Source organism: Trinickia diaoshuihuensis (assembly GCF_003390925.1).
In the GTDB taxonomy this organism is placed as follows: Bacteria; Pseudomonadota; Gammaproteobacteria; order Burkholderiales; family Burkholderiaceae; genus Trinickia; species Trinickia diaoshuihuensis.
In genome coordinates this window covers 15121-38172 of record NZ_QUBS01000022.1, presented here as the reverse complement: position 1 = coordinate 38172, position 23052 = coordinate 15121, and the positions used below count along the sequence as shown (strand labels likewise).

At 65.1% G+C, this 23052-nt stretch carries 21 protein-coding genes; 9 read left to right on the top strand and 12 right to left on the bottom strand.

Annotation, left to right across the window (positions count from 1 at the left end; all coding sequences use genetic code 11):
• Positions 1 to 29: 29 nt before the first annotated feature.
• Complete coding sequence (locus DXT59_RS05425) at positions 30 to 770, bottom strand: haloacid dehalogenase type II (RefSeq protein ID WP_116135903.1); 741 nt, start codon at positions 768 to 770, stop codon at positions 30 to 32.
• Between the two features lie 140 nt (positions 771 to 910).
• Here DXT59_RS05425 and DXT59_RS05420 point away from each other — a divergent pair, with 140 nt between their 5' ends.
• The gene (locus tag DXT59_RS05420) at positions 911 to 1813 is read left to right on the top strand and encodes a LysR family transcriptional regulator (protein ID WP_116135902.1); all 903 of its coding nucleotides are present in this window, start codon (positions 911 to 913) and stop codon (positions 1811 to 1813) included.
• Positions 1814 to 2028: 215 nt separating this feature from the next.
• Positions 2029 to 2463: a universal stress protein gene (locus DXT59_RS05415; protein WP_116135901.1), complete on the top strand. Its 435-nt coding sequence runs from the start codon at positions 2029 to 2031 to the stop codon at positions 2461 to 2463.
• Between the two features lie 96 nt (positions 2464 to 2559).
• Here the strand turns inward: DXT59_RS05415 and aceA are convergent, their stop codons facing one another.
• From aceA to DXT59_RS05400, 3 genes are all read right to left on the bottom strand, one after another.
• Positions 2560 to 3867, bottom strand: a complete 1308-nt coding sequence (aceA, locus tag DXT59_RS05410) for an isocitrate lyase (protein ID WP_116135900.1) — start codon at positions 3865 to 3867, stop codon at positions 2560 to 2562.
• A gap of 402 nt (positions 3868 to 4269) precedes the next feature.
• Positions 4270 to 5826, bottom strand: a complete 1557-nt coding sequence (locus DXT59_RS05405) for a DEAD/DEAH box helicase (protein WP_116135899.1) — start codon at positions 5824 to 5826, stop codon at positions 4270 to 4272.
• Positions 5827 to 6267: 441 nt separating this feature from the next.
• Positions 6268 to 6561, bottom strand: coding sequence for an acyl-CoA-binding protein (locus DXT59_RS05400; protein WP_420823360.1), 294 nt, complete (start codon positions 6559 to 6561; stop codon positions 6268 to 6270).
• Positions 6562 to 6677: 116 nt separating this feature from the next.
• Here DXT59_RS05400 and tsaB point away from each other — a divergent pair, with 116 nt between their 5' ends.
• From tsaB to DXT59_RS05380, 4 genes are read left to right on the top strand one after another with little or no spacing between them, the layout of a single operon-like run.
• Entirely contained in the window at positions 6678 to 7442 is a 765-nt protein-coding gene (gene tsaB / locus DXT59_RS05395; RefSeq protein ID WP_116135898.1) for a tRNA (adenosine(37)-N6)-threonylcarbamoyltransferase complex dimerization subunit type 1 TsaB, read from the top strand.
• Positions 7439 to 7921 (top strand): ribosomal protein S18-alanine N-acetyltransferase, encoded by a 483-nt coding sequence (gene rimI, locus DXT59_RS05390; protein ID WP_116135897.1) that lies wholly within the window; start codon positions 7439 to 7441, stop codon positions 7919 to 7921. The genes tsaB and rimI overlap by 4 nt, the downstream gene beginning before the upstream one ends.
• On the top strand, positions 7921 to 8907 hold the full coding sequence (locus tag DXT59_RS05385) for a uracil-DNA glycosylase (protein WP_116135896.1): 987 nt from the start codon (positions 7921 to 7923) through the stop codon (positions 8905 to 8907). The genes rimI and DXT59_RS05385 overlap by 1 nt, the downstream gene beginning before the upstream one ends.
• Positions 8904 to 9902 (top strand): DUF1853 family protein, encoded by a 999-nt coding sequence (locus DXT59_RS05380; RefSeq protein ID WP_116135895.1) that lies wholly within the window; start codon positions 8904 to 8906, stop codon positions 9900 to 9902. Before DXT59_RS05385 ends, DXT59_RS05380 begins: the two co-directional genes overlap by 4 nt.
• Before the next feature lie 24 nt (positions 9903 to 9926).
• On the opposite strand, the gene thiD is transcribed toward DXT59_RS05380, so the two are convergent.
• Both thiD and lplT read right to left on the bottom strand, forming a co-directional pair.
• Positions 9927 to 10736: a bifunctional hydroxymethylpyrimidine kinase/phosphomethylpyrimidine kinase gene (gene thiD / locus DXT59_RS05375; protein ID WP_116135894.1), complete on the bottom strand. Its 810-nt coding sequence runs from the start codon at positions 10734 to 10736 to the stop codon at positions 9927 to 9929.
• A gap of 31 nt (positions 10737 to 10767) precedes the next feature.
• On the bottom strand, positions 10768 to 12075 hold the full coding sequence (gene lplT / locus DXT59_RS05370) for a lysophospholipid transporter LplT (protein WP_116135893.1): 1308 nt from the start codon (positions 12073 to 12075) through the stop codon (positions 10768 to 10770).
• 218 nt (positions 12076 to 12293) lie between these two features.
• Between lplT and alr the strand changes: the two genes are divergently transcribed.
• Together alr and radA are read left to right on the top strand one after the other, a co-directional pair.
• A complete protein-coding gene (alr, locus tag DXT59_RS05365; RefSeq protein WP_116135892.1) occupies positions 12294 to 13364 on the top strand; it encodes an alanine racemase in 1071 nt (356 codons plus the stop codon).
• A 77-nt stretch (positions 13365 to 13441) separates the two neighbouring features.
• On the top strand, positions 13442 to 14818 hold the full coding sequence (radA, locus tag DXT59_RS05360) for a DNA repair protein RadA (RefSeq protein WP_116135891.1): 1377 nt from the start codon (positions 13442 to 13444) through the stop codon (positions 14816 to 14818).
• Between the two features lie 21 nt (positions 14819 to 14839).
• On the opposite strand, the gene DXT59_RS05355 is transcribed toward radA, so the two are convergent.
• Together DXT59_RS05355 and DXT59_RS05350 are read right to left on the bottom strand one after the other, a co-directional pair.
• A complete protein-coding gene (locus DXT59_RS05355; protein ID WP_116135890.1) occupies positions 14840 to 15979 on the bottom strand; it encodes a CaiB/BaiF CoA transferase family protein in 1140 nt (379 codons plus the stop codon).
• A 75-nt stretch (positions 15980 to 16054) separates the two neighbouring features.
• The gene (locus DXT59_RS05350; RefSeq protein WP_116135889.1) at positions 16055 to 18007 is read right to left on the bottom strand and encodes an ATP-binding cassette domain-containing protein; all 1953 of its coding nucleotides are present in this window, start codon (positions 18005 to 18007) and stop codon (positions 16055 to 16057) included.
• 114 nt (positions 18008 to 18121) lie between these two features.
• On the opposite strand from DXT59_RS05350, the gene DXT59_RS05345 reads away from it, so the two are divergent.
• On the top strand, positions 18122 to 18601 hold the full coding sequence (locus DXT59_RS05345; protein WP_116135888.1) for a glutathione peroxidase: 480 nt from the start codon (positions 18122 to 18124) through the stop codon (positions 18599 to 18601).
• Positions 18602 to 18629: 28 nt separating this feature from the next.
• On the opposite strand, the gene cls is transcribed toward DXT59_RS05345, so the two are convergent.
• The 4 genes from cls to dapE all read right to left on the bottom strand — a co-directional run bounded on the left by cls (position 18630) and on the right by dapE (position 23042).
• Positions 18630 to 20081: a cardiolipin synthase gene (gene cls / locus DXT59_RS05340; RefSeq protein WP_116135887.1), complete on the bottom strand. Its 1452-nt coding sequence runs from the start codon at positions 20079 to 20081 to the stop codon at positions 18630 to 18632.
• Positions 20082 to 20186: 105 nt separating this feature from the next.
• On the bottom strand, positions 20187 to 20861 hold the full coding sequence (locus DXT59_RS05335; protein WP_240324407.1) for a lysoplasmalogenase: 675 nt from the start codon (positions 20859 to 20861) through the stop codon (positions 20187 to 20189).
• A gap of 121 nt (positions 20862 to 20982) precedes the next feature.
• Positions 20983 to 21870: a 50S ribosomal protein L3 N(5)-glutamine methyltransferase gene (gene prmB, locus DXT59_RS05330; RefSeq protein WP_116135907.1), complete on the bottom strand. Its 888-nt coding sequence runs from the start codon at positions 21868 to 21870 to the stop codon at positions 20983 to 20985.
• A 32-nt stretch (positions 21871 to 21902) separates the two neighbouring features.
• Positions 21903 to 23042, bottom strand: coding sequence for a succinyl-diaminopimelate desuccinylase (gene dapE / locus DXT59_RS05325; RefSeq protein WP_116135906.1), 1140 nt, complete (start codon positions 23040 to 23042; stop codon positions 21903 to 21905).
• Between the last annotated feature and the right edge of the window lie 10 nt (positions 23043 to 23052).

The following is a 23052-nucleotide window of genomic DNA, read 5'->3' as shown; positions in this document are numbered from 1 at the left end:
CGCCCGCCCATCGGGGCGGGCGAGGCGCTTCAATCTTTTTCCGTCAAAGCGAGTGTCTTCACGAAATCGACGAGGTCGGACAAGCCGGTGCCGGTGCCGCGCGGCTTCGCGTCGAGTTCTTCGAGCGGGGCGCCGGCCCGGTTGATCCAGTAGGTCGTGTAGCCGAACCAGCCGGCGCCGGCTACATCCCAGCCGTTGGACGAGACGAAGACGATCTCACGCGCGCTCGCCCCGAAGGCCCGCGTGCCGAGCGCGTAGGCGGCGGGGGCTGGTTTATAGGCACGCGCCGAATGCACCGACAGGACGTGATCGAACAGCTCCGCGATACCGGCGCTTTTCACTGCGATCTCGAGCATGCCGGGGTTGCCGTTCGACAGAATGCCCAAGCCCAGCTCGCGCGCCTCCGATGCCGCGCCGTATTCGCGCAGTGCGCGCAGCGCCGGCGCGGCATCGGGGAACGGGGAGAGGCATGCGTATTGATCCATTAAGCGCTTTTCGGCCGCCGCATCGAGCGGCAACCGCAACCGGCGCGCCGCATGGCGCAGCGCATCGAGCGTCACGTCCCAAAACGGCTTGTAATGCGACCCGTGTGGATCGGCGAGCGTACGCAGTTGCGAGTATTCGATTTGCTTGAGGCGCCAGAGCTGCGACAACGCATCGCCGTGGCCGGGAAAGAGCTGCTCGGCCGCGGCCACTACCGAATACACGTCGAACAGCGTGCCATAGGCGTCGAACAGCACCGCTTTCGGAAAACGTCGTGACGAAGTCATGGTCGCAAGCGCCTGTACTTAAGGTCAGGATTGCATTCTATTTGTGACTTGGCGCCACAAAAAAGGAACATCAGGTCACTTGATCTTTGACTTTTTGATACATAATCGGCCGATCGATCGTTTTTCAACGGGTGTGCCGGATGTCGCGCTTCAAACAAATCGAGACCTTCGTCGCCGTGGCAACGAAAGGAAGCTTGTCGGCGGCCGCGCAAGCCGAGGGCGTCGCGCCGGCCGTCATCGGCCGCCGGCTCGATGCGCTCGAAGAACGGCTCGGTGTGAAGCTGCTGGTGCGCACCACACGCAAGCTGACGCTGACCTTCGAAGGATCGGCGTTTTTGGAGGACTGCCAGCGGATCGTCAACGACATGCAAAACGCCGAGGCGAGCGTGTCGGCGGGCGGCGTAAAGGCGAGCGGCCATGTGCGGATCTCCGCGCCGGCCGGTTTCGGGCGCAAGCATGTGGCGCCGCTGATTCCCGCATTCGCATCGGCGCATCCGGAGGTATCGATCGCGCTCGACTTGTCGGATCGGATGGTCGATCTCGTCAACGAGGGTTTCGATTGCGCCGTGCGTTTCGGCGAGTTGCCCGATTCGTCGCTGGTGTCGTTGCGGCTCGCGGAAAATCGCCGCGTGTGCGTGGCGGCGCCGGCCTATCTGGAGCGCCACGGCACGCCGCGGACGCTGGCCGATCTCGCCCGGCACAACTGTCTCGCCCTCGCGGCAGGGGTCAATCAGCAGCGGGGCTGGACGTTCCAGCAAGACGGCAAAGTGGTGTCGATCAAGGTGTCGGGCACGCTCGAATGCTCGGACGGGGCCGTGCTGCACGAATGGTGTCTGGCGGGGCATGGCCTTGCGTGGCGTTCGGCGTGGGAAGCGGGCGAGGATATCGCCGCCGGTCGGCTCGTGACCGTGCTCGACGCGTACGCCGCGCCGCCCATCGGGATTCATGCCGTGTTTCCGCAGCGCAGGCATCTGCCGTTGCGTGTGCGCCTTTTTCTCGATTTCCTCAAACATACCTACGAGCGTCCCGGCTACTGGCAATAGTGACCGGCTGCGATCGGGCTCCCGCGCCGGCGTTCGCCGCGCGCGGGTTTTCGATATGCGGATACACCCGAGGCGGCTCCTCTGCGCGGCGAGCGCGGCACTACAATCGACTTGAGCCCGCTCGCGCCGCACTGCAACATCGGGGCGCGCGCGAAGCCGTACCGCCCTGAAGCGGGTGGGGTGCGGCGCCCTGCATATGTCGAGGAGGGAGCGTCATGTTCAAACACATCCTGGTCCCGACCGATGGATCCGAGTTGTCGCAAAAGGCGATCGACGGCGCGATCGATCTCGCGCGGACGGTCGGCGCACGCATCACGGCGTATGCATGCCTGCCGCAGTATCCGTACTCGCCGTTCGCCGAGGTCATCGTCGAGCAACCCGGGGATTTTCAGCAGCGCAGCGAGCGCGAAGCGCGCCAGCATCTCGATGAGGTGCGGCAGGCCGCTCAGCGCGCCGGCGTCGCCTGCACGAGTCGAACCAGCGTGCATCCGTCGCCCTATCTCGGCATCATCGAAGCCGCGGAAAGCGGCGGATGCGACGTGATCTTCATGGCTTCGCACGGGCGTAAAGGGCTCGGCAGTCTCTTGATCGGCAGCGAGACGCAGCGGGTGCTTACCCATACGAAGATTCCGGTGATCGTTTACCGCTGAGTGCGTTCTTCCGTTCGCCCCCGAAACGCCGAGCCCCGCATGCTCGGTGCATGCGGGGCTCGCGCGCCGCCTGGCCCCTCTCGCGAGTCCTTTCGTTTATGCGACCTTCTTCGTATCGAAGAACTGTTCGTCTTCGGTCGAACCGTGCAAGGCCGTCGTCGAGGCGTCGCGCTCGACCGTTTGGGTGACCGCGTCGAAGTAGCCGGTGCCGACTTCGCGCTGATGCTTCACGGCCGTGAAGCCCTTTTCGGCCGCCGCGAACTCGGCTTGCTGCAATTCGACGAATGCGCTCATTTGCGAACGGGCATAGCCGTGCGCGAGGTTGAACATCGAGTAGTTGAGCGCATGGAAACCCGCCAGCGTGATGAATTGGAACTTGTAACCCATCGCGCCCAATTCCTTCTGGAACTTCGCGATCGTCGCATCATCGAGGTTCTTCTTCCAGTTGAAGGACGGCGAGCAGTTATAGGACAAAAGTTTGCCGGGGAACTGCTTGTGGATGGCTTCGGCGAACTTCTTCGCATATTCGAGATCGGGCTTACCCGTTTCGCACCAGATCATGTCGGCATACGGGGCGTAGGCGAGACCGCGCGAGATGGCTTGATCGATACCGGCCTTCGTGCGGAAGAAGCCTTCCACCGTCCGCTCGCCCGTCAGGAACGGACGATCGTTCTCGTCGATGTCGGCCGTGAGCAGATTGGCTGCCTCGGCGTCGGTCCGTGCAACCAGCACCGTCGGCACGCCGCAGACGTCGGCGGCCAGACGCGCCGCCGCCAACTTGGCGATCGCTTCGCGGGTCGGCACGAGCACTTTGCCGCCCATATGGCCGCACTTCTTGACCGAGGCCAGTTGATCTTCGAAGTGCACGCCCGAGGCGCCGGCTTCGATCATGGCTTTCATCAGTTCGAACGCATTGAGCACACCGCCGAATCCGGCTTCGGCATCGGCGACGATCGGCGCGAAGAAGTCGACATAGCCGTCGTCCCCGGGGTTCTTACCTTCGGACCATTGGATTTGGTCGGCCCGCGTGAGCGTGTTGTTGATACGCTTGACGACTTGCGGCACCGAGTTGGCCGGGTACAGCGACTGATCCGGGTACATTTCGCCGGCGAGGTTCGCATCGCCCGCCACTTGCCAGCCCGACAGGTAGATCGCCTTGAGGCCCGCTTTCACCTGTTGCATCGCTTGATTGCCCGTCAGCGCGCCCAGCGCATTGACGAACGGCTCGTTATTGATGAGGCTCCAGAGCTTTTCGGCCCCGCGCTTGGCGAGCGTGTGCTCGGGTTGGATCGAGCCGCGCAGGCGGACGACGTCTTCCGCCTTGTACGTGCGCTTGATGCCTTTCCAGCGCGGATCGGTTTCCCATTGCTGATGCAGTTCTTGTGCTTGCTGTTGGCGTGACATGGTTGGGCTCCTTGTTGCCTGAAAGAGAGAGGTACGTGATCTCGCTTGTCGCAGCCGGTTTGGTCGCGAACTCTTATATAAGAGTCTAGGCAATGCGCAGCCCTGGGAATAGGCGCATTCAAACGTTTTTAGGTGGAATTTTATCGTTCATTATCAATGTGTTATGTGTTTTGTTTCACGATAAGAAACGGCATTTTCCATATTGCAATGGCGGCAGTTGTGCCACGCAGCACGCATTTTTACGACACAAAAAAACTTTTCGCATCATGAAAAAGGGGATGGAAGAGACGGCTGATCCCAGCGGCTGATCGTCCCCGATCCGCACGAAGGCGAAAAAAAACCGGTGCGAGCACCGGTTTTTGAGGCAGAGGCGAGCGTGCGCCTCAAGCGTTTGCGCGAGCGTTACTGGCCGCTGCTACGGCGTGCGCCGCGCTGACCGTCGGTACGACGGCCCTGGCCGTCGCGAGCGCCGTAGCCGTCGCGCGAACCATAACCGCCACGCGGGCCGCCGTTCGAGCCGCGGCCGCCGAAGTTGCTGCCGCCGCCACGGTTCTCGCCGTTGCCGCGCGCAGCGCCGTTGCTTCCGCCCGAGCCGAAGCGCCGGCCGCCGTTGCCGCCCGGACGGCCACGGCCGTTGCCCGTGCGCGCCGGCGGCGCCTTACGCGGCTCGAAGCCTTCGATGACGTTGACCGGCAGCGGCGAGCGTACGAAACGCTCGATGCGCTTGAGCGCGCCTTGCTCGGCGTGGTGCACGAGGCTCACGGCGATACCGGAGCGACCCGCGCGGCCCGTACGGCCGATACGGTGCACGTAGTCTTCCGCGAACTTGGGCAGGTCGTAGTTGAAGACGTGGGTAATGCCGGGGATGTCGATACCGCGCGCCGCGACGTCGGTCGCGACGAGCACGCGCACGCGGCGTTCGCGCAGTGCGCGAATGGTCCGGTTGCGCGCGCCTTGCGGCAGGTCGCCATGCAGCGCGGCCGACGAAAAGCCCGCATCGGCAAGACGCCCCGCCAATTGGTCGGCATCGCTCTTCGTCGCCGTGAAAACGATCGCTTGATCGAGCGCGCCGTCGCGCAGCAGGTGGTCAAGCAAACGATCCTTGTGTTCGCGGTCGTCGACGTAGTGGACCGTCTGCGCGATGTTCGCGCGCGACTCCAAGCGTTGCTGGATCTCGATGCGCTCGGGATCCTTCAGCAAACGGCTCGTGAGCGAGCCGATCTTGCCGTCGAGCGTTGCCGAGAACAGCATCGTTTGGCGCGTGGCCGGCGTGGCCGCGACGATGGTTTCGATATCGTCGATGAAACCCATGTCGAGCATGCGGTCGGCTTCGTCGAGCACGAGCATTTGCAGTTGCGACAGGTCGATGCGGCCGCGCTCGAGGTGGTCGAGCAGGCGGCCCGGCGTCGCCACGAGGATTTCGGGGTTTTTGGCGAGCAGCATCAATTGCTGGCCGTAGGCGACGCCGCCCAGGATGCTGACCGTGCGCAGCCGGCGCAGATGCTTGCCGTAGGTCGACGCGGCGGTCGTCACTTGCATGGCGAGTTCGCGCGTGGGCGTCAGCACGAGCAGGCCCGGATGGGCCACGGGCGGGCCACGGCGCGGACGGCGATCGCCGCCGGCTTCGCGCGGCTGCGCTGCTTGCGTCTTTTGCATTTGCGCGAATCGTTCGATGGCCGGCAGCATGAAGGCCGCCGTTTTGCCCGAGCCGGTGGGGCTCGACACGAGCAGGTCGCGGCCCGCGATGCCGGCGGGGATCGCGCGCTGCTGCACCGGGGTAGGGGCGGCATAGCCCGCAGCCGTCAGCGCCGAAACGATTTCGGGCGACAGGCCGAGCGAGGCAAAGGTGGGGCCCGACGGCTCGGCGGCCGTTTCGTTGACGGGCGCATCCTCGGCGGGATGGCCGAGGGCGCGATCGGCAATGGCGTTCAGCGGGCTGGAATCGAAGCTCGAAGTCATGAGAATCCTAAGAAGACGGCAAATAAGGCGTCGGCGCCAATCGGCATTACCCAAGTCGTCGGATTCAGCATGCACGGACGCACGCGAATAAATCGCAAAACGGGGGCAGCTCGCCAATGTGTGCAAGCTTTTCGTTAGAAGCTGTATCGGATACGGGACGCCGTTATGGCATCGCCGTCAGCCTGGTATGAGACGGCCGGTGAGGGCCTAGGCGGAAGGGGACAGGTTCTAAACTAGATTGGAGCAAAACGCTACGGTGCATTCCGAATGCCGAGGGTGGCCGGCAGATGAAACGCAGAGCGCATTATAAGCCCTTTTGCTGCGGCGCGCCACTGCCGCCGCATTGCAGGGCGATGCGCGCGGCCGTGCGCGACACGCCGCCTTCGAGCCGGGCGCCGGTCCGGCGCCGCTCAGCAGGCGCCTTGCGTAGCGAAACGGGGCTTAGCTGGCCGTGCCGTTTTTCAGCGATTCGACGAGTTCCACGTACTGCTGTTTCGCGACGTCTTGCGCGGTGCCCTTGAGCGAAGCCCACGCGTCGTACTTGTATTTGCCGACGATATCGGCGAATCCTGGCTTCTCGCCGTGCACGTCGCCTTCGGTGGCTTGCTTGAACAGGGCGTAAAGACGCAGCAGCGTCATATTGCCCGGCTTTTCGGGCAGGGCTTTCACGTCCACCTGGGCTTGCTCGAACTGCGTATCGACCGTGCTCACGATTTCTCTCCAGTGCGAAAACATCAAGGCCGCCGATCATAGCAAGCGTTCGGGCCGGAAAGCTGGAGCGATGCTTCCAAACGCGAGAGACCCGCGCCCGAGCGGCGGATGCGCGCATGACCCGCATTACAATAGCGGCCATGACATCCACTGTGCTGCTCGCTCTCGATACCTCGACCGAATATTGCTCGGTCGCCTTGCTTTGCGCTCCGGCATCGCCGGACGCCGCCGAACCCGCGCCGGCGCGCGTGTGGACGCGCCATGAAATGACCGGCGCCGTCTCCAGTACGCGCGTGCTTCCCGCCATGCGCGAACTGTTCGACGAAGCGGGCATCGCGCTCGCCACATGCAACGCCGTCGCGTTCGGATCGGGGCCGGGGTCGTTTACGGGTTTGCGCACGGCCACCGGCGTGGCGCAAGGTCTGGCGTTCGGGCTTGGCGTGCCGGTCGTGCCCGTTAGTACATTGCTCGTCTGCGCCGAGCACGCGCGCCGCCGCGATCCGTCGCTTGCGCGTGTACTGTCGGTGCTCGATGCGCGTATGGGCGAGGTGTATTGGGCCGAATACGCGTGGGACGACGCGGGCGGCGAATGGCGGACGGTGGCGTCCCCCGCGCTCGGCGCACCCGAGGCGCTCGTTGCCCCGCCGGCGCCGTTCGCGCTTGCCGGCAACGCCGCCGATGCCTTCGGCGAGAGACTCGAGGTGGCGAAGTACGCTCGCAGCATCGATCGTGCGGCGCTGCCGCACGCGGAGCCGTTGGCATGGGCTGCGCTGCGAGCCTACCGAGCTGGGCGCGCCGTGGCCGCCGATCAGGCGGCACCCGAATACGTGCGCGACAAAGTCGCGCAAACGAGCGCCGAGCGGCTGGCGGAGCGCGCCGCGCGAGGCGGGCAGGAGGCGCAATGAGCGGGGTGTTGTTGGCCGACCGCTACTTGTCGCCCATGACCGAAGCCGATCTCGACGAGGTCGCCGCCGTCGAGCGCGAGGCCTACGAGTTTCCCTGGTCGCGTGGCAATTTCGAGGATTCGCTGCGTAACGGCTACTTCGGCGTGTGCATGCGTCACTTGACGGGCGTGCTCGTCGGCTATTGCGTACTAATGCCCGTCGTCGACGAAATGCATTTGCTCAATTTGTGCGTCGCCCCCCAGGCGCAGGGCTCGGGAGCCGGGCTCGCCTTGCTGCGCGAGGCCGTGCGCATTTCTCGCGGCAAAGGGTTGAGCGGTTTGCTTCTGGAGGTCCGGCCGTCCAACGTACGAGCCCTGCGGCTATACGAGCGCTTCGGGTTCGCGACGATCGGCCGTCGCAAAAACTATTACCCCGCGCGGCGTCACAGCCGCGAGGATGCGCTCGTCATGCGCTATACGTTTTCGAAGGAGGGCGTCTGATGCCGCTCGATGAAGCCGCGCTCGAGACACTGGGTCTCGGGACGATTTGGGTGCGGCGCGGGGCGTCGAGCAGCCCGAGCGCCGACGGCGAGATCGCGCTCGTCGAGCCGCCCGCCGCCGATGCCGCCGAAAGCGCCAATGCACCGGTTCGCGCTCCGCATGCGCCGGCAAACGAGCCGGTTGCTCGCGAGCGCGAGCCGCAAGGAACGCCGGCCGCTCACACCCCCTCGGTCCGCGCTGCCGTGCCCGCCCGCCCGCCCGTGCCCGAGACGGCGAAGCCGGTGCGCACCGCCCCTGAGGCCGAGCCGCTCGACGAACCGGCCTGGGACGATTTCGCGCCCGCGCCGCCGGTTGCGAACGTTGGCCGCGATTCCGCGCCCGCGCCGCGCGGCCGAGCCGAGATCGCCGCACTCGATTGGGATGCGCTCGAAGCGCGCGTGTCGACTTGCGAAGCATGCCGCCTCTGCGAAAAGCGGACGAATACGGTGTTCGGCGTCGGCGATCGCGCGGCCGATTGGATGCTGATCGGCGAGGCGCCCGGCGAAAACGAGGACAAGCAAGGCGAGCCGTTCGTCGGCCAGGCCGGCAAACTGCTTGACGCCATGCTGCGTGCGCTCTCGCTCGCGCGCGGCGAGAACGTCTACATCGCCAACGTCGTCAAATGCAGGCCGCCCGGCAACCGCAATCCCGAGCCCGATGAAGTGGCGCGCTGCGAGCCGTATTTGCAGCGCCAGGTCGCGCTCCTGAAGCCCAAACTCATCATTGCGCTCGGGCGCGTCGCCGCGCAGAACTTGCTCAAGACCGATGCGAGCATCTCGTCGCTGCGCGGCCGCGTGCATCGCTACGAGGACGTGCCCGTCATCGTGACCTACCACCCGGCGTACCTGTTGCGCAGCTTGCCGGACAAGGCCAAAGCCTGGGTGGATCTGTGCCTCGCCTTCGATACCTACCGGCAGGCCATGGCCGAGGACGGGGCACCGCGATGAGCGCCCTCGAGCCGGCTGCCGCCAGTGCCGCCGCGCTCGATGCGCTGCAGGACGTATTGTCGGATCCCGCCGTTCGCGATCTGGCTTGGCTGCTCGCGAGCAGTCCGTTGCTGCGGGCGCAGCCGCCCATGGGCGAGTTGGCGACCGTGTTCGAAACGCCGCAGCAAGCCGTCGATACCGGTGCGTGGCTGCGCGAACTCGATCGGGACCCGACGGCGCTGCGGCAAGCGATCGCGGCCACGCGCATTACCCGCTTGGGACGCTACGCCGAATGTCTACTCGGCTTTTTTCTTCAGCAGGGTCCGGCGGCCCGGCTCGTCGCCGCCAACGTGGCGCTGCGGGTCGCCGGCAGAACGATCGGCGAATGCGACTTCCTAGTGGAGAGCCCGAGCAGGCGTAAGTTGCACTGGGAATTGGCCGTCAAATGCTATTTGCACGCGGGGGCGGCTCCGGGTGATAGGCCTGAATTGGCCGATTATGTCGGTCCGAATTTGCAGGATCGGTTCGATCTGAAGCTGACCCATCTGCTCGGGCACCAATTGCCGCTTTCGGCACGTGAGGAGTTCGCTGCCCTCGGCCATTTGGGGCCGTGGCGGCCGCAAATGTTAGTGAAGGGCTGGTTGTTCTACCGCTGGGGCGAAACGCCGGAGATCGCGCAGGCGGTCGATCCCTCGCATTGCCGCGGCTTTTGGGTAGCCCGGCGCGACTGGCCGGCGCTCGCAGCGAATCGCGGCGGCGCACGCTGGGCCGTGCTGCCGCGCCTCGCATGGCTCGCGCCACGGCCGCCTATCGCGACGGAGGCCGTCGATGCCGCGCTCTTGTCCCCGGCCGCCGCGTTGACGGAACGGCTCGACCAGCAGACGGGGCCGGTCATGGTCGCATCGTTCGAGCGGCAACCGCCTTTGCTTGGGCATTGGCACGAGACCGACCGGGGATTCGTCGTGCCCGACGATTGGCCGGAGCAGGCTAGGGCCTACGCGCGCGCAGCCGCTTAATACGCGGCTAAGCCGCGTGAGCGATCACCACCAACGATGAAAATGATGGACGGGGCCGATGCCGCTGCCCACCCGAAGGCGCGTGCTTTCGCGCAAGGCTTGAGCGAGATAGGTCTTCGCGTCGGTCACCGCGCCGAGCCAATCCTGGCGCTGCGGGATCAAGGCGGCGATGGCGGCCGAGAGCGTGCAGCCCGTGCCGTGCGTATCTTTCACGTCGATACGGGCGCCGTCTAGCCGGTGCGGGCCGCTGTCGTCGATCAGCCAATCAGGGCTTTGCGTGCCGCCCAAATGCCCGCCCTTCATCAGCACGGCTCGCGCGCCCAGCGCGCGTAGGGCATCGCCTTGCTGCCGCATGGCGGCTTCGTCGCTTGCGCGCGCATCCGCCTTCACGAGCACCGCGGCTTCGTCGAGATTCGGCGTGACGAGGTCCGCCAGCGGCATCAACTCTTCGCGCAGCGCCGCAACGGCATCCGCGCTGAGCAGCGGATGGCCGTTCTTGGACAAAATGACCGTATCGAGCACCACGCGCTTGGCCGCATGACGCCGTAGCGCCGAGGCGACCGCGCGCACGATGCCGGCATTGGCGAGCATCCCGACCTTGACGGCGTCGAAGTCGATGTCTTCGAACACGGCATCGAGCTGGGCCGCGACGAAGGCGTCCTCGGGAGCATGCACCGCGCGCACGCCGTGCGTGTTTTGCGCGGTCAGCGCTGTCACGACGCTCGCGCCGTACACCCCGAGCGCCGAGAACGTCTTGAGATCGGCCTGGATGCCGGCCCCCCCGCTGCAATCGGAGCCGGCGATCGTCAATACGTTGTGGATGGGGTGGGCCATGGCGGGCGGCCGCGCACTGCGGCCATGCGACTCAGTGTTTGATCTCGCCGATCAGCGCGACCGAATCGAAGGCACGCTGATTCGCTTGGTGGCGGCGCATGACGAGCCACATCATCAGACAAACGAACGTACCGAACAGCACGATGACGACGGAAACGGGCACGTCGAGCCACACCAGTACGGCGTAAAGGCACAGCATGACGAGGACCGACAGATTCTCGTTGAAGTTTTGCACGGCGATCGAATGGCCCGCCGATAAAAGGACGTGCCCGCGATGCTGCAACAGCGCATTCATCGGTACGACGAAAAAGCCGGAGAGGGCGCCGACGAACATCAGGAAGATATAGGCGATGATCAGATAGCCCGGCACGTGCATGCGGCCGAAATAAAAGCCCCAGTTGACCGGCACGAGCTGCCGCGAATAAAACGCCATCGCCATGACGGCAAGGCCCATGACGATACCGACCGGCAGGACCGTCAGCGACTTCTTCAGCGGCACGCGTGCCGCCGCCCATATCGCGCCGCCCGCGACGCCCACGGCGACGATCGCCTGTAAGACGGCGCCTTCCGACAGCGACATGCCGAGCGACACTTCCGCCCATTTGAGGACGATGAATTGCAACGTCGCGCCGGCGCCCCAGAACAGCGTCGTGACGGCGAGGGAAATTTGGCCGAGCTTGTCGCGCCACAGCGCCAGGAAGCAATCGGCGAAATCGGTGATGAGCCTGATCGGACCGTGCTGCTGCTTCGGATAGCGGGCCCCCGTGTCGGGGATACGCAGATTGAAGATGGCGGCGGCCACGTAGATGCCCATGATGACGAGCATCGCGGCTTCGGCCGGCGTATGCACGAGCGGAATCCGATGCTTGAGCACGTGAATGGCGATGTGCGGACTGATCAGCGCACCGCCCAACACGGTGCCGAGGATGATCGACGCGACCGTGGTGCCTTCGATCCAGCCGTTGGCGGCGACGAGCCGCTCGGGCGGCAAGAGTTCCGTCAGTATCCCGTATTTGGCCGGCGAGTAGGCCGCCGCGCCGAAGCCGACGATGCCGTAGGCCGCGAGCGGGTGAGCGCCGGCCATCATGAAAAAGCAGCCGACGATCTTGATCGTGTTGGTCGCGAACATGACCCGCCCCTTGGGCCGCGAATCGGCGAAAGCGCCCACGAACGCGGCGAGCACGACATACGACAGGACGAAGAACAGCTTGAGCAGCGGCGTCATCCAGTTCGGGGCATGGAGGTCTTTGAGCAGAGCAATGGCGGCAATCAGAAGGGCGCTATCGGCCAGCGACGAAAAAAACTGCGCGGCCATGATGGAGTAAAAACCTTTTTTCATCTGATGCGGTGCGGTCCTTTGCGGCGCGTCCTCCCCGGACGCGAGTGACGCGTTAGGACTTAGGCCGTTCGAAATGGGTTGTGCGCACGGCTTTATATCACGAAAATAGGTGGCTTCGGACGGCCGGCGCGCCGCCCGGGCGGCGCGCGGCTACCCGCCGTGCGTCCGATTACGCGCCATCCCATCCTGATACGCCTCGTACCTCTTACGAAAAAGTCATGCCGCGCCCGCTTCTCGCCACCATCCACACCGCAGCTCTGGCCAACAATCTCGCTTGTGTCCGCTTGCGCGCCCCCAATTCCAAAGTGTGGGCCGTCGTCAAGGCCAACGCCTATGGCCACGGGCTCGCCCGAGCGTTCCCGGGCCTGCGGGCGACCGACGGGTTCGGCTTGCTCGACCTCGAGGAGGCGGCCAAGCTGCGCGAACTGGGGTGGGCCGGCCCGATTCTTCTGCTCGAGGGCTTCTTTCGTCCGACGGATATCGACGTCATCGATCGTTACAGCCTGACGACCACGGTGCATAGCGACGAACAGTTGCGAATGCTCGAGATGGCGCGTTTGTCCAAGCCGGTCAACGTTCAACTGAAGATGAACAGCGGCATGAACCGCCTAGGGTACACGCCCGAGAAGTTTCGTGCGGCATGGGAGCGCGCGCGGGCTTGCCCTGGAGTCGGACAAATCGTGCTCATGACCCATTTTTCCGATGCCGACGGCGAGCGCGGGATCGATTATCAGATCGAGGCGTTCGAGCGCGGTGCGGAAGGCATTGCGGGCGCCCGCAGCCTGTCGAACTCCGCCGCGACGCTTTGGCACCCGCGCGCTCATTTCGACTGGGTCCGCCCGGGCATCGTCTTGTACGGCGCATCCCCCACGGGCGATCCGGCTTCCGTCGAAGACGTCGGCTTACAGCCGGCGATGACGCTCTCGTCGGAACTGATCGCCGTGCAAACGCTGGCAAAGGGGCAGACCGTCGGCTACGGATCGGTCTTCACTGCCCCGGCGCCGATGCGCATCGGCGTGGTGGCGTGCGGGTACGCGGATGGTTACCTGCGATGCGCGCCGGAAGGCACGCCGATCATCGTGGACGGCGTACGGACCCGTCTGGTCGGGCGCGTGTCGATGGATATGTTGACGGTCGATCTGACGCCTTGCCCGACGGCCACAGTGGGGTCGCGCGTCGAACTGTGGGGCGCGCAATTGCCGATCGACGACGTGGCGCGCGCTTGCGGCACGATCGGCTACGAACTCATGTGCGCCGTCGCGCAACGCGTGCCGGTGCGGGCCGAATGAGCGCGGGGTCGTCTCGTTCATCGAGCTTTTCACTGCGATTTTCCCGAACGACCGGGCTCAACGGCTAAGGACCGCGCGTGGCGAAACAGAAGACGGTTTACACCTGTACGGAATGCGGCGGTCAATCGCCGAAATGGCAAGGGCAGTGCCCCTCATGCAACGCGTGGAATACGTTGGTCGAGGCCGCCGCGCCTAGCCCGGGCGCGCATCGGTTCCAGTCGCTGGCAAAAAGCGCGCCGGTGCAGCGGCTCGCCGATATCGAAGCGGCCGACGTGCCGCGCTTCTCCACGGGCATCGGCGAGTTCGATCGCGTGCTCGGCGGCGGTTTCGTCGCGGGCGGGGTCGTGCTGATCGGCGGCGATCCGGGTATCGGCAAGTCCACGCTGCTGCTGCAATCGCTCGCTTCGCTCGCGCAGGAGCGCACCGCGCTCTATATCAGCGGCGAGGAGTCGGCGGCGCAGATCGGCCTGCGTGCTCAACGCCTGGCGCTGCTCGAACCGGGGTCGCGCGCGGCGGATCTGAAGCTGCTGGCCGAAATCCAACTCGAAAAGATTCAGGCCGCGATCGAGGCCGAGCGGCCCGACGTCGCCGTCGTCGATTCGATTCAGACGGTCTACTCGGACGCGCTGACCTCGGCGCCGGGCTCCGTCGCGCAGGTTCGCGAATGCGCCGCGCAACTCACGCGTATCGCCAAACAGTCGGGCACGACGATCGTGATGGTCGGCCACGTGACGAAGGAAGGGAGCTTGGCGGGTCCGCGCGTGCTCGAACACATCGTCGATACGGTGCTTTACTTCGAGGGCGATACGCATTCGTCGTTCCGGCTCGTGCGCGCGTTCAAAAACCGGTTCGGCGCCGTCAACGAACTCGGCGTATTCGCGATGACCGAACGCGGCTTGCGCGGCGTCGCCAATCCCTCGGCGCTGTTTCTGTCGCAACACGAACAAATCGTCCCGGGCTCTTGCGTGCTGGTGACGCAGGAGGGCTCGCGGCCCTTGCTCGTCGAGATCCAAGCGCTCGTGGACACGGCGCAAGTGCCGAACCCGAGGCGCCTGGCCGTCGGGCTGGAGCAAAACCGGCTTGCCATGCTGCTGGCCGTGCTGCACCGGCACGCGGGCATCGGCTGTTTCGATCAAGACGTGTTTCTGAACGCGGTGGGCGGCGTCAAGATCGCCGAGCCGGCCGCCGATCTGGCGGTGCTGCTCGCGATTCATTCCTCGATGCGCAACAAACCGCTGCCCAAAGGCCTAATCGTCTTTGGCGAAGTGGGACTCGCCGGTGAAATCAGACCGTCGCCCAGAGGGCAGGAGCGGTTGAAAGAGGCGGCGAAACTGGGTTTCACCGCGGCGTTGATCCCGAAGGCGAATGCGCCCAAGCAGCCGATCGAAGGGCTGCAGGTGCTCGCCGTCGATCGGATCGAGCAAGCGATCGACCGGGTCAAGGAACTCGAATAGCGCGGCGGCGGGCGTGTCCGTTCAGCGATCGCCGTCCGGCCAGAACGCTCGCGTCGAATCCGTGGGATCCATCGGATCCGCCGGAGGCGTCGTGGGCGGCGCTTGCGGCGGCATCGCGGCTTCCATGCGGAACAGCATATGTTCCCGGGCCTCTTGTGGGGTGAGCACAGGCGAGACGCAGCAATCGCGGGGCTCGAGCAACTCGATCCACGTTTTGAGCCGATGCGTCCCGATGTGCTCGGCCATCTCTCGTGTCAGCGCCATGGCATCCGGACCGCCGATGGCTTGGCCGAGGCTCCAGTGGCGCGCGGCCCACTCGGGCCGGCCCAAGGCGGCGCACAGCCGTTCCCAAAATTTCAGTTCGAGGGCGCCGACGGCGAGCCAGCGGCCATCGGCCGTGCGGTAGACGTTGTAGCAGGGCACGCCGCCGTTGAGCAGCCCGTGTCCCGCACGCAGTTCGTCGAGACCGGCCGGGGCGCCGCGCTCGGCATTCTCGAGCGTCGCGCGCGCCACGATGTTGCTGGCTTGAATCGAATGCGTCATCGAGACGTCGACGAACGCGCCGTCCGCGCCGCGCGAGACCTGCCATAGCGCGGCGAGGATGCGCGTGACGGCGGGCAGCGCACCGCCGAGCATATCGGCGATCTGGATATTCGGAATGACCGGCGTGCCGTCCGATGCGGCGATTTGATCGAGCACGCCCGCGTATGCCAGGTAGTTCAGATCGTGTCCGGGCCGCTGCGAGAGGGGACCGGTCGCGCCATAGCCCGTGATCGCGCAGTACACGAGCTTCGGATTGACCTTGGCTAGACTGCGGTAGTCGAGCCCCAGTTTTTCCATGACGCCGGGGCGAAAGCTTTCCACGAGCACGTGCGATTCGCGCACGAGCGCGCGCAAGACGGTGCGGCCCGTTTCTGTCTTGAGGTCCAACCGCGTTTCACGCTTGCCGCGATTGACGAGACGATAAAAGCTGCTCGGCACGCCGCTCGCGCGATCGGCCGGCGCCTGCATCATCGCGCGGGCGGCATCACCGGCACCGGGCTCCTCGATCTTGAGGACGTCCGCGCCGAGTTCGGCGAGCCGCAGCGTCGCCAGGGGGCCGGGCAGCAAGCGCGTGAGATCGAGCACACGCAGGCCTTGCAGCGGAGCGTCGGTCGTCAACGTACACCTCCGGTCGATCGATCACGGCTCGGCCCCAGCGCGAAGGGGCCGCGAGCACCGCGCGCGCGGCGCATCCTAGCCGATCTGTTCGAGTTCCTCTTGCGCATCGAGCCATTCGGCTTCGAGCGCTTCCAGACGCGCGTGGACTTCCGCCTGACGCTTGAGCGCGTCGGTCAGCTTGGTCTTCATGGCCGGCTCGTAGCTCGCGGAATCGGCGACGAACGCATCGAGCGTGGCCTTCTCGGCGTTCAGCGCCTCCATCTCCTTCTCGAGCTTCGCGATCCGCGTTTGCAGGGGCTTTTTCAGTTGGGCGAGCTTTTGGCGGATTTCCGCTTCCTGACGTCGCTGGTCCTTGCGGTTGCCCGCCGGCGTTTCGTTCTCGCGTCCGCCGTCGCCGGGCGTTGCCCCTTGGCCGGCGGCCTTCGCCGCGGCGCGCGTCTCGGCGGCGTGCTGCAACAGCCAATCGCGGTAATCGTCGAGGTCGCCGTCGAAAGGCTGCAAGCGATGCTTGGCGACGAGCATGAACTGATCGGTGCTCGCGCGCAGCAAATGCCGATCGTGCGAGACGAGAATCAAGGTGCCCTCGAATTGCGCGAGCGCCATCGTCAGCGCATGCCGCGTTTCGAGATCCAAATGGTTCGTCGGCTCGTCGAGCAGCAGCAGATTCGGTTTTTGCCAGATGATCAGCGCGAGTGCGAGGCGTGCCTTTTCGCCGCCCGAGAACGGGCCGATCGGCGAGCTGGCCATGTCGCCCGAGAAATTGAAGCCGCCTAGGAAGTCGCGCAACTCCTGCTCGCGCGTGTCGGGTGCAAGCCGGGCCAGATGCGCGAGCGGCGAATCGTCGGGGCGCAACGTCTCGAGCTGATGCTGCGCGAAATAGCCGATCACGAGGCCGCGCCCCGCGCGCATCGTGCCGCCGAGCGGCGCGAGCGTACCCGCGAGCGTTTTGACGAGCGTCGATTTGCCCTGTCCGTTCGCGCCGAGCAGTCCGATACGCTGACCGTTTTGCACGGAGAGCGTCACGCCTTCGAGGATAGGGATGTCGATGCCGCCGTCGGCGCGATATCCGCAGCGCACGTCTTCCATGACGAGCATCGGATTGGGCGCGGCGTCGGGTGTGCGGAATTCGAACGTGAACGGCGAGGCCGCATGCGCGGGCGCGATGCGCTCCATCTTTTCGAGCGCCTTCATGCGGCTTTGCGCCTGACGTGCCTTGGTCGCCTTCGCCTTGAAGCGATCGATGAAGCTTTGCAAGTGCGCGATCGTCTTTTGCTGTTTCTCGAAGGCGCTTTGCTGGAGCGCCAACTGCTGCGCGCGCAATATCTCGAATTGCGAGTAGTTGCCGCCGTAGCGTTTCACCTGACGATTTTCGAGGTGCAGCGTGACGTTGCAAACCGAATCGAGGAATTCGCGGTCGTGCGAGATGACGACGAGCGTGCCCGGATAGCGGCCGAGCCAGTCTTCGAGCCAGACGATCGCGTCGAGGTCGAGGTGGTTCGTCGGTTCGTCGAGCAGCAGCAGGTCCGAGCGGCACATCAGTGCTTGCGCCAAATTCAGTCGCATTCTCCAGCCGCCCGAGAAGCTCGCCACCTGCTCGCGAGTCTGCGCGAGCGTGAACCCGAGGCCGAGCAGGAGCGCTTCGGCGCGGGCCGGGGCGGTGTAGCCGTCGGCATCGGCGAACGCGGCGTGGGCGTGCGCGAGGGCGTCGCCGTCTTGGCTGGCCTCGGCCTGGGCGATCTGGGCTTCGATCTCGCGCAGGGCCGCATCGCCGTCGAGCGTGTACTCGAGCGCGGTTTTTTCGGCCGCGGGCGTTTCTTGGGCGACATGGGCGATGCGCCAGGAAGGCGGTAGCGAGAAGTCGCCGGCGTCGGGATGCAGATCGCCGCGCAGCACGGAAAACAGGGTGGACTTGCCCGCGCCGTTGGCACCGACGAGACCGGCCTTTTCGCCGGGGTTCAGCGTGAACGAGGTGGCTTCGAAGAGCGGCTTGACGCCGCGGGCGAGGCTGAATTGATTGAAACGGATCACGGGCGGGGCCGGCTGCACGAAAAGCGCTATTTTAGACGTTCGCGAGCACGGCCTGTGCCGGACATCGCGCGATGCTTTCGCATAGACTTGCGGTTTTCCTTTGGAGTCGACTCGGTGAGCACGGTCTACACGTTTTCGGCACGTACGCTTCGCGGCGAAGTGCTCGGCCTCGAACGCTATCGCGGCAAGGTTCTCCTAATCGTCAACACGGCCAGCGAATGCGGGTTCACGCCGCAGTATGCGGGATTGCAGCGCCTGCACGAACAGTTCGCCGCGCGTGGATTCGAGGTACTCGGGTTTCCGTGCAACCAGTTCGGCAAGCAGGAGCCCGGCGACGCCGCGCAGATCGGCAGCTTCTGCGAGAAGAATTTCGGCGTGACGTTCCCGATGTTCGAGAAGGTCGACGTAAAGGGCCCCGGCGCCCACCCGCTGTTCGGCTTTCTCTCGGCCGAGCGGCGTGGGATTTTCGGCACCAAGGCGATCAAGTGGAACTTCACGAAGTTCTTGATCGGCCGCGACGGCACGGTGCTCAAACGGTACGGGCCGAAGACGCCTCCGGAGGCGATCACGGCCGACATCGAGCGTTTGCTCTGAGGCGGCGGTTCTCTCGGCGGTTTTCGCTTCAGAGAATCGGGGAGAACAAGCGCGCCACGTGCATGACGACGCGGCGCAGCGCCGGCGCGTTGCGGTACTCGTGGCGATCGACTTCCCATGCCTCGCTGAAATCGCGCTCGAGCATCGAGTCGACCTCCAAGGCAAACGCATGATCGATCGTCAGCACCATGATCTCGAAGTTGAGCCGGAACGACCGGTTATCGAGATTGGCGCTGCCGATCGCGGCGGCGACGTCGTCGATCAGCACGACTTTCTGATGCAAGAACCCCGGCCGGTAGCGGAAGATGCGCACGCCCGCTCGAATGAGGTCATGCGCATACAGTTTCGATGCCTCGAATACGACGTAGTGATCGCGCCGGCTCGGGATCAAGATACGCACGTCCACGTCGCGCATGACGGCAAGGCGCAAGGCCGAGAAAACCGCTTCGTCGGGGACCAAGTAAGGCGTCGTGATCCAAATGCGCTTTTGCGCGGCGTTGATCGCCTCGACGAAAAAGAGCGACCCCGTTTCTTCCTTGTCGGCGGGCCCCGGGGCCACGACGAGGCAATGCATGTCGGCCTCTTCGACCGGCTCGGGCCGCTCCGCCTGCGAGGGCTCGAGCCGCGGCAGGCTTTGCGTCGCCCAATGCCAATCCTCGATGAACACGAACTGCACGCTGGCCACCACGGGGCCGCGCAGTTCGATATGCGTATCGCGCCAAGGCGACAAGCGCGGATTACCGCCCAGATATTCGACGCCGACGTTGTGACCGCCGACAAACGCCCGTTCGCCGTCGACCACCACGATCTTGCGGTGATTGCGGAAGTTCAGTTGGAAACGATTCACGAAACGCCGGTTCGTCGCGAACGGGTGCACCTGCACGCCCCCCTCGCGCAGCGCCGAGATGTATCGCTGCGGCAAATCGAAACTGCCGATGCTGTCGTAGAGGAAACAGATTCGAACGCCTTGGGCCGCCTTGGCCAGCAGCAGCGCCTTGAGCCGGTCGCCGAGCGCATCGTCGCGCACGATGAAGAACTGGATCAGTACGTAGTGCCTCGCGTGCTCGATCGCCTCGAGAATCGCGGCGAACGTCGCTTCGCCATTCACGAGCGTGCGCACGTGATTGCCGGGTAAGAACGGCATGCCCGATAAGCGCGTCAAGGCGCGCACGACGGCATGACCGAGCGCATCGGCCGGACGCCCCATCGATGACGCGCTCGTGTCCCACGCGCTCGGATGCGCGCGCGTGCGCAGCAGTTCGCTTTCGATTCGCCGCTTGTCGACGTAGCCCGAGAATTTGCTGCGTCCCAAAAACAGATAGGGGATCAACGTGACGTAGGGCACGGCGACCAGCGACACGGCCCAGGCGATGGCGCCTTGCGATGTGCGCGTGTTCAAGATGGCATGGCCGGCGGCAATCACGCCTAAGACGTGCGCGGCGAAGATCAGGCTGCCGAGGGAAAGCCAATCGAATTGCATGAGAGGTGAGCGGGTCCGATATCCGATGCGCGGCGCGATGCCGCGCGCTGTCCGCAAGCATCTTACCTAAGTGCCCGATTTTGGGGCAGGGTTATCCGGCGCTGATCAGCAGGCACCCGCCGCGGATGAGCCGCCGGGGCGTTGGAGTTCCCCGTAAAGTAGGACACCGGCTGCTATCGACAACTGTGCAATGGCATACGAGAACCAGATTGCATAATCGCTACCCGGAAAGGGGCTCAGGAAGCGATCGACGCCGATCATCGCATCGGAGGCGACGAAGGCGAGGGCGCCCAGCGACAGCGCCGGCCCCCCCGGTTTGGCCAGCAGCGCGAGCGTTGCCATTGCGCACAGCGCGACCATATAGACGGCAACCGCGATGGTCAGCACCCCCAAATGCGGTAGGAAAGCGCAATACATCGCGGCGGCGATGGCCCATAGCAACGGGACGGCCGGCCGCCGCCAGCCGTGGATGCCCCGCCAGAGACCGGCCGCACCGACGGTGTGCGGCGCGAGTAGGGCGCAATAGGCCAAATGCGCGACTAGGAACGCGCCGAGTCCGCCCACGAACCAGAACGTCAACTGCGGCAGTGCCAGCAGCGCATCGCCCGCGGCCGAGGCCGCCAGCGCGGCCATCGACCGTATCCGTTCGCGGGCCGGCTCGTGCCGCGTATAGGCAAGAAATAGCAGCCCGCACATCATCACTTTCGCCGCCGCCTGATCGGGATAGGGCGCATCGCGCAACGACACGCCGTATGCGAGGGCGGCGCCGGCCGCGATCATCCAGAGCCGTTTCGCTTGCGACTTCGGACTCTCCCATCCTGCAGCACGAGCGGCCTCGTCTTCGCCTTCGCCGTCGGGCCCGGCAGGCGTCGGTTCCGGAGCGGACATGGGCGCCCGGCGCTCAGACCGCCGGCAGATCGCCGGCTTGAATCAGAAACACCGTGTCGTCGCCGGCGCTCGTCGAGAGCCAGACCAGATCGAGGCCGCCGAACGCCGCCTCCACGTTGGCCCGCTCGTTGCCGATCTCGACGACGAGCAAACCGTCCTCGGTCAGCCAATTGCGCGCCTGCTTGATGATGCGGCGCACGACGTCCATCCCGTCCTCGCCGCCGGCGAGGGCCAGCTCCGGTTCGTGCCGGTACTCTTGCGGCAGCGCTTGCATCGAGGCGCTGTTCACATACGGCGGATTGGCAATGATGACGTCGTAGCGGCGTTCCGGCAGCGGCGCGAACAAATCGCCTTCGAACAGCGCGATGCGATCCTCGAGCGCGTACTCGGCCACGTTGATGTGCGCGACTTCGAGCGCGTCGGCCGAAATATCGACGGCGTCGACGTCGGCGTTCGGAAACGCCTGCGCGGCCAAAATCGCGAGGCAGCCCGAGCCCGTGCACAGTTCGAGCACGGCGGTCACTTCGTCGGGATCGGCGACGTACGGCTGCAGGCCGTCCTCGAGCAATTCGCCGATGAACGAACGCGGCACGATCACGCGCTCGTCGACGTAAAAGCGCAGCCCGTGCATCCAAGCTTCTTGCGTGATATAGGCCGCCGGAACTTGCTCCGTGGCGCGGCGCTCGATCACCTTCAAGACGGCGTCGATCTCGTCCTCGAGCAGACGGGCATCCAGGAACGGATCGAGCGTGTCGAGCGGCAGATGAAGTGTATGCAAAATCAGATAGGCGGCTTCATCATAAGCATTCGCGCTGCCGTGCCCGAAGGCGAGCCCGGCAAGATTGAAGCGCGATACCGCATAGCGTAGCAAGTCGCGAACGGTGCGAAACGGCGTGGTCATCGCGGCATCTCCTTGTGCTGTGCGGCGCGCGGTCATGCAATCAGCGCTTCGAGCACGCGCCGGTAAATGTTTTTGAGCGGATCGACGAACGCGAGCTCGATATGCTCGTCGATCTTATGGATACTGCCGTTCGGCGGGCCGAATTCGACCACTTGCTTGCAGATACGTGCGATGAAACGGCCGTCGGAGGTCCCGCCGGTCGTGGACAGCTCCGTCGTGACGCCCGTTTCGTCCTTGATCGCTTGCGCGAGCGCATCCGACAGATCGCCGCGAGGCGTGAGAAACGGCAGGCCGCTGACGGTCCAATCGAGTTCGTACTCGAGCCCGTGCTTGTCCAGGATCGCGTGCACGCGCTGTTGCAGTCCCTCGACCGTACTGGCCGTGGAAAAGCGGAAATTGAACGACAATTCCGCCCGGCCCGGAATGACGTTGCTCGCGCCGGTGCCGCTGTGCAGGTTCGATACCTGCCACGTGGTGGGCGGGAAGTACTCGTTGCCTTCGTCCCAATGTTCGGCCACGAGTTCGGCCAGCGCGGGCGCCATCAGATGGATCGGGTTGCGCGCCAGATGAGGGTAAGCGATATGGCCTTGCACGCCCTTGATGACGAGCTTGCCCGACATCGAGCCGCGCCGGCCGTTTTTGACGACGTCTCCCAGCGTGTGCGTGGAGGTGGGCTCGCCCACTATGCAGTAATCGAGCGTTTCGCCACGCGCTTGCAGCGCCTGCACGACCTTGACCGTACCGTCGGTGGCGGGACCTTCCTCGTCGCTCGTGATGAGCAGTGCGAGCGAGCCGCGATGGTTCGGATGCGCGGCCACGAATTCCTCGCTCGCAACGATGAAGCCGGCGATCGACGTCTTCATGTCGGCCGCGCCGCGTCCGTAGAGCTTGCCGTCACGGTGCGTCGGCACGAACGGCGGCGAGCTCCATTGCTCGAGCGGTCCCGTGGGGACGACGTCGGTATGGCCTGCGAACGCGAGCAGCTTGCCGCGCGCGCCGTCCGTGCCGCGTTTGACGGCCCACAGGTTCGTCACGCCGTGCGATTCGATCGTCTCGCAGGTAAAGCCGGCGGCGTCCAGCCGTTCGATCAGCAGCTTTTGGCAATGTTGATCGTCGGGCGTGACCGAGGCACGGGCAATCAGTTGTTCGGTGAGGGCAAGGGTGCCGGACATGAGTTCAAAG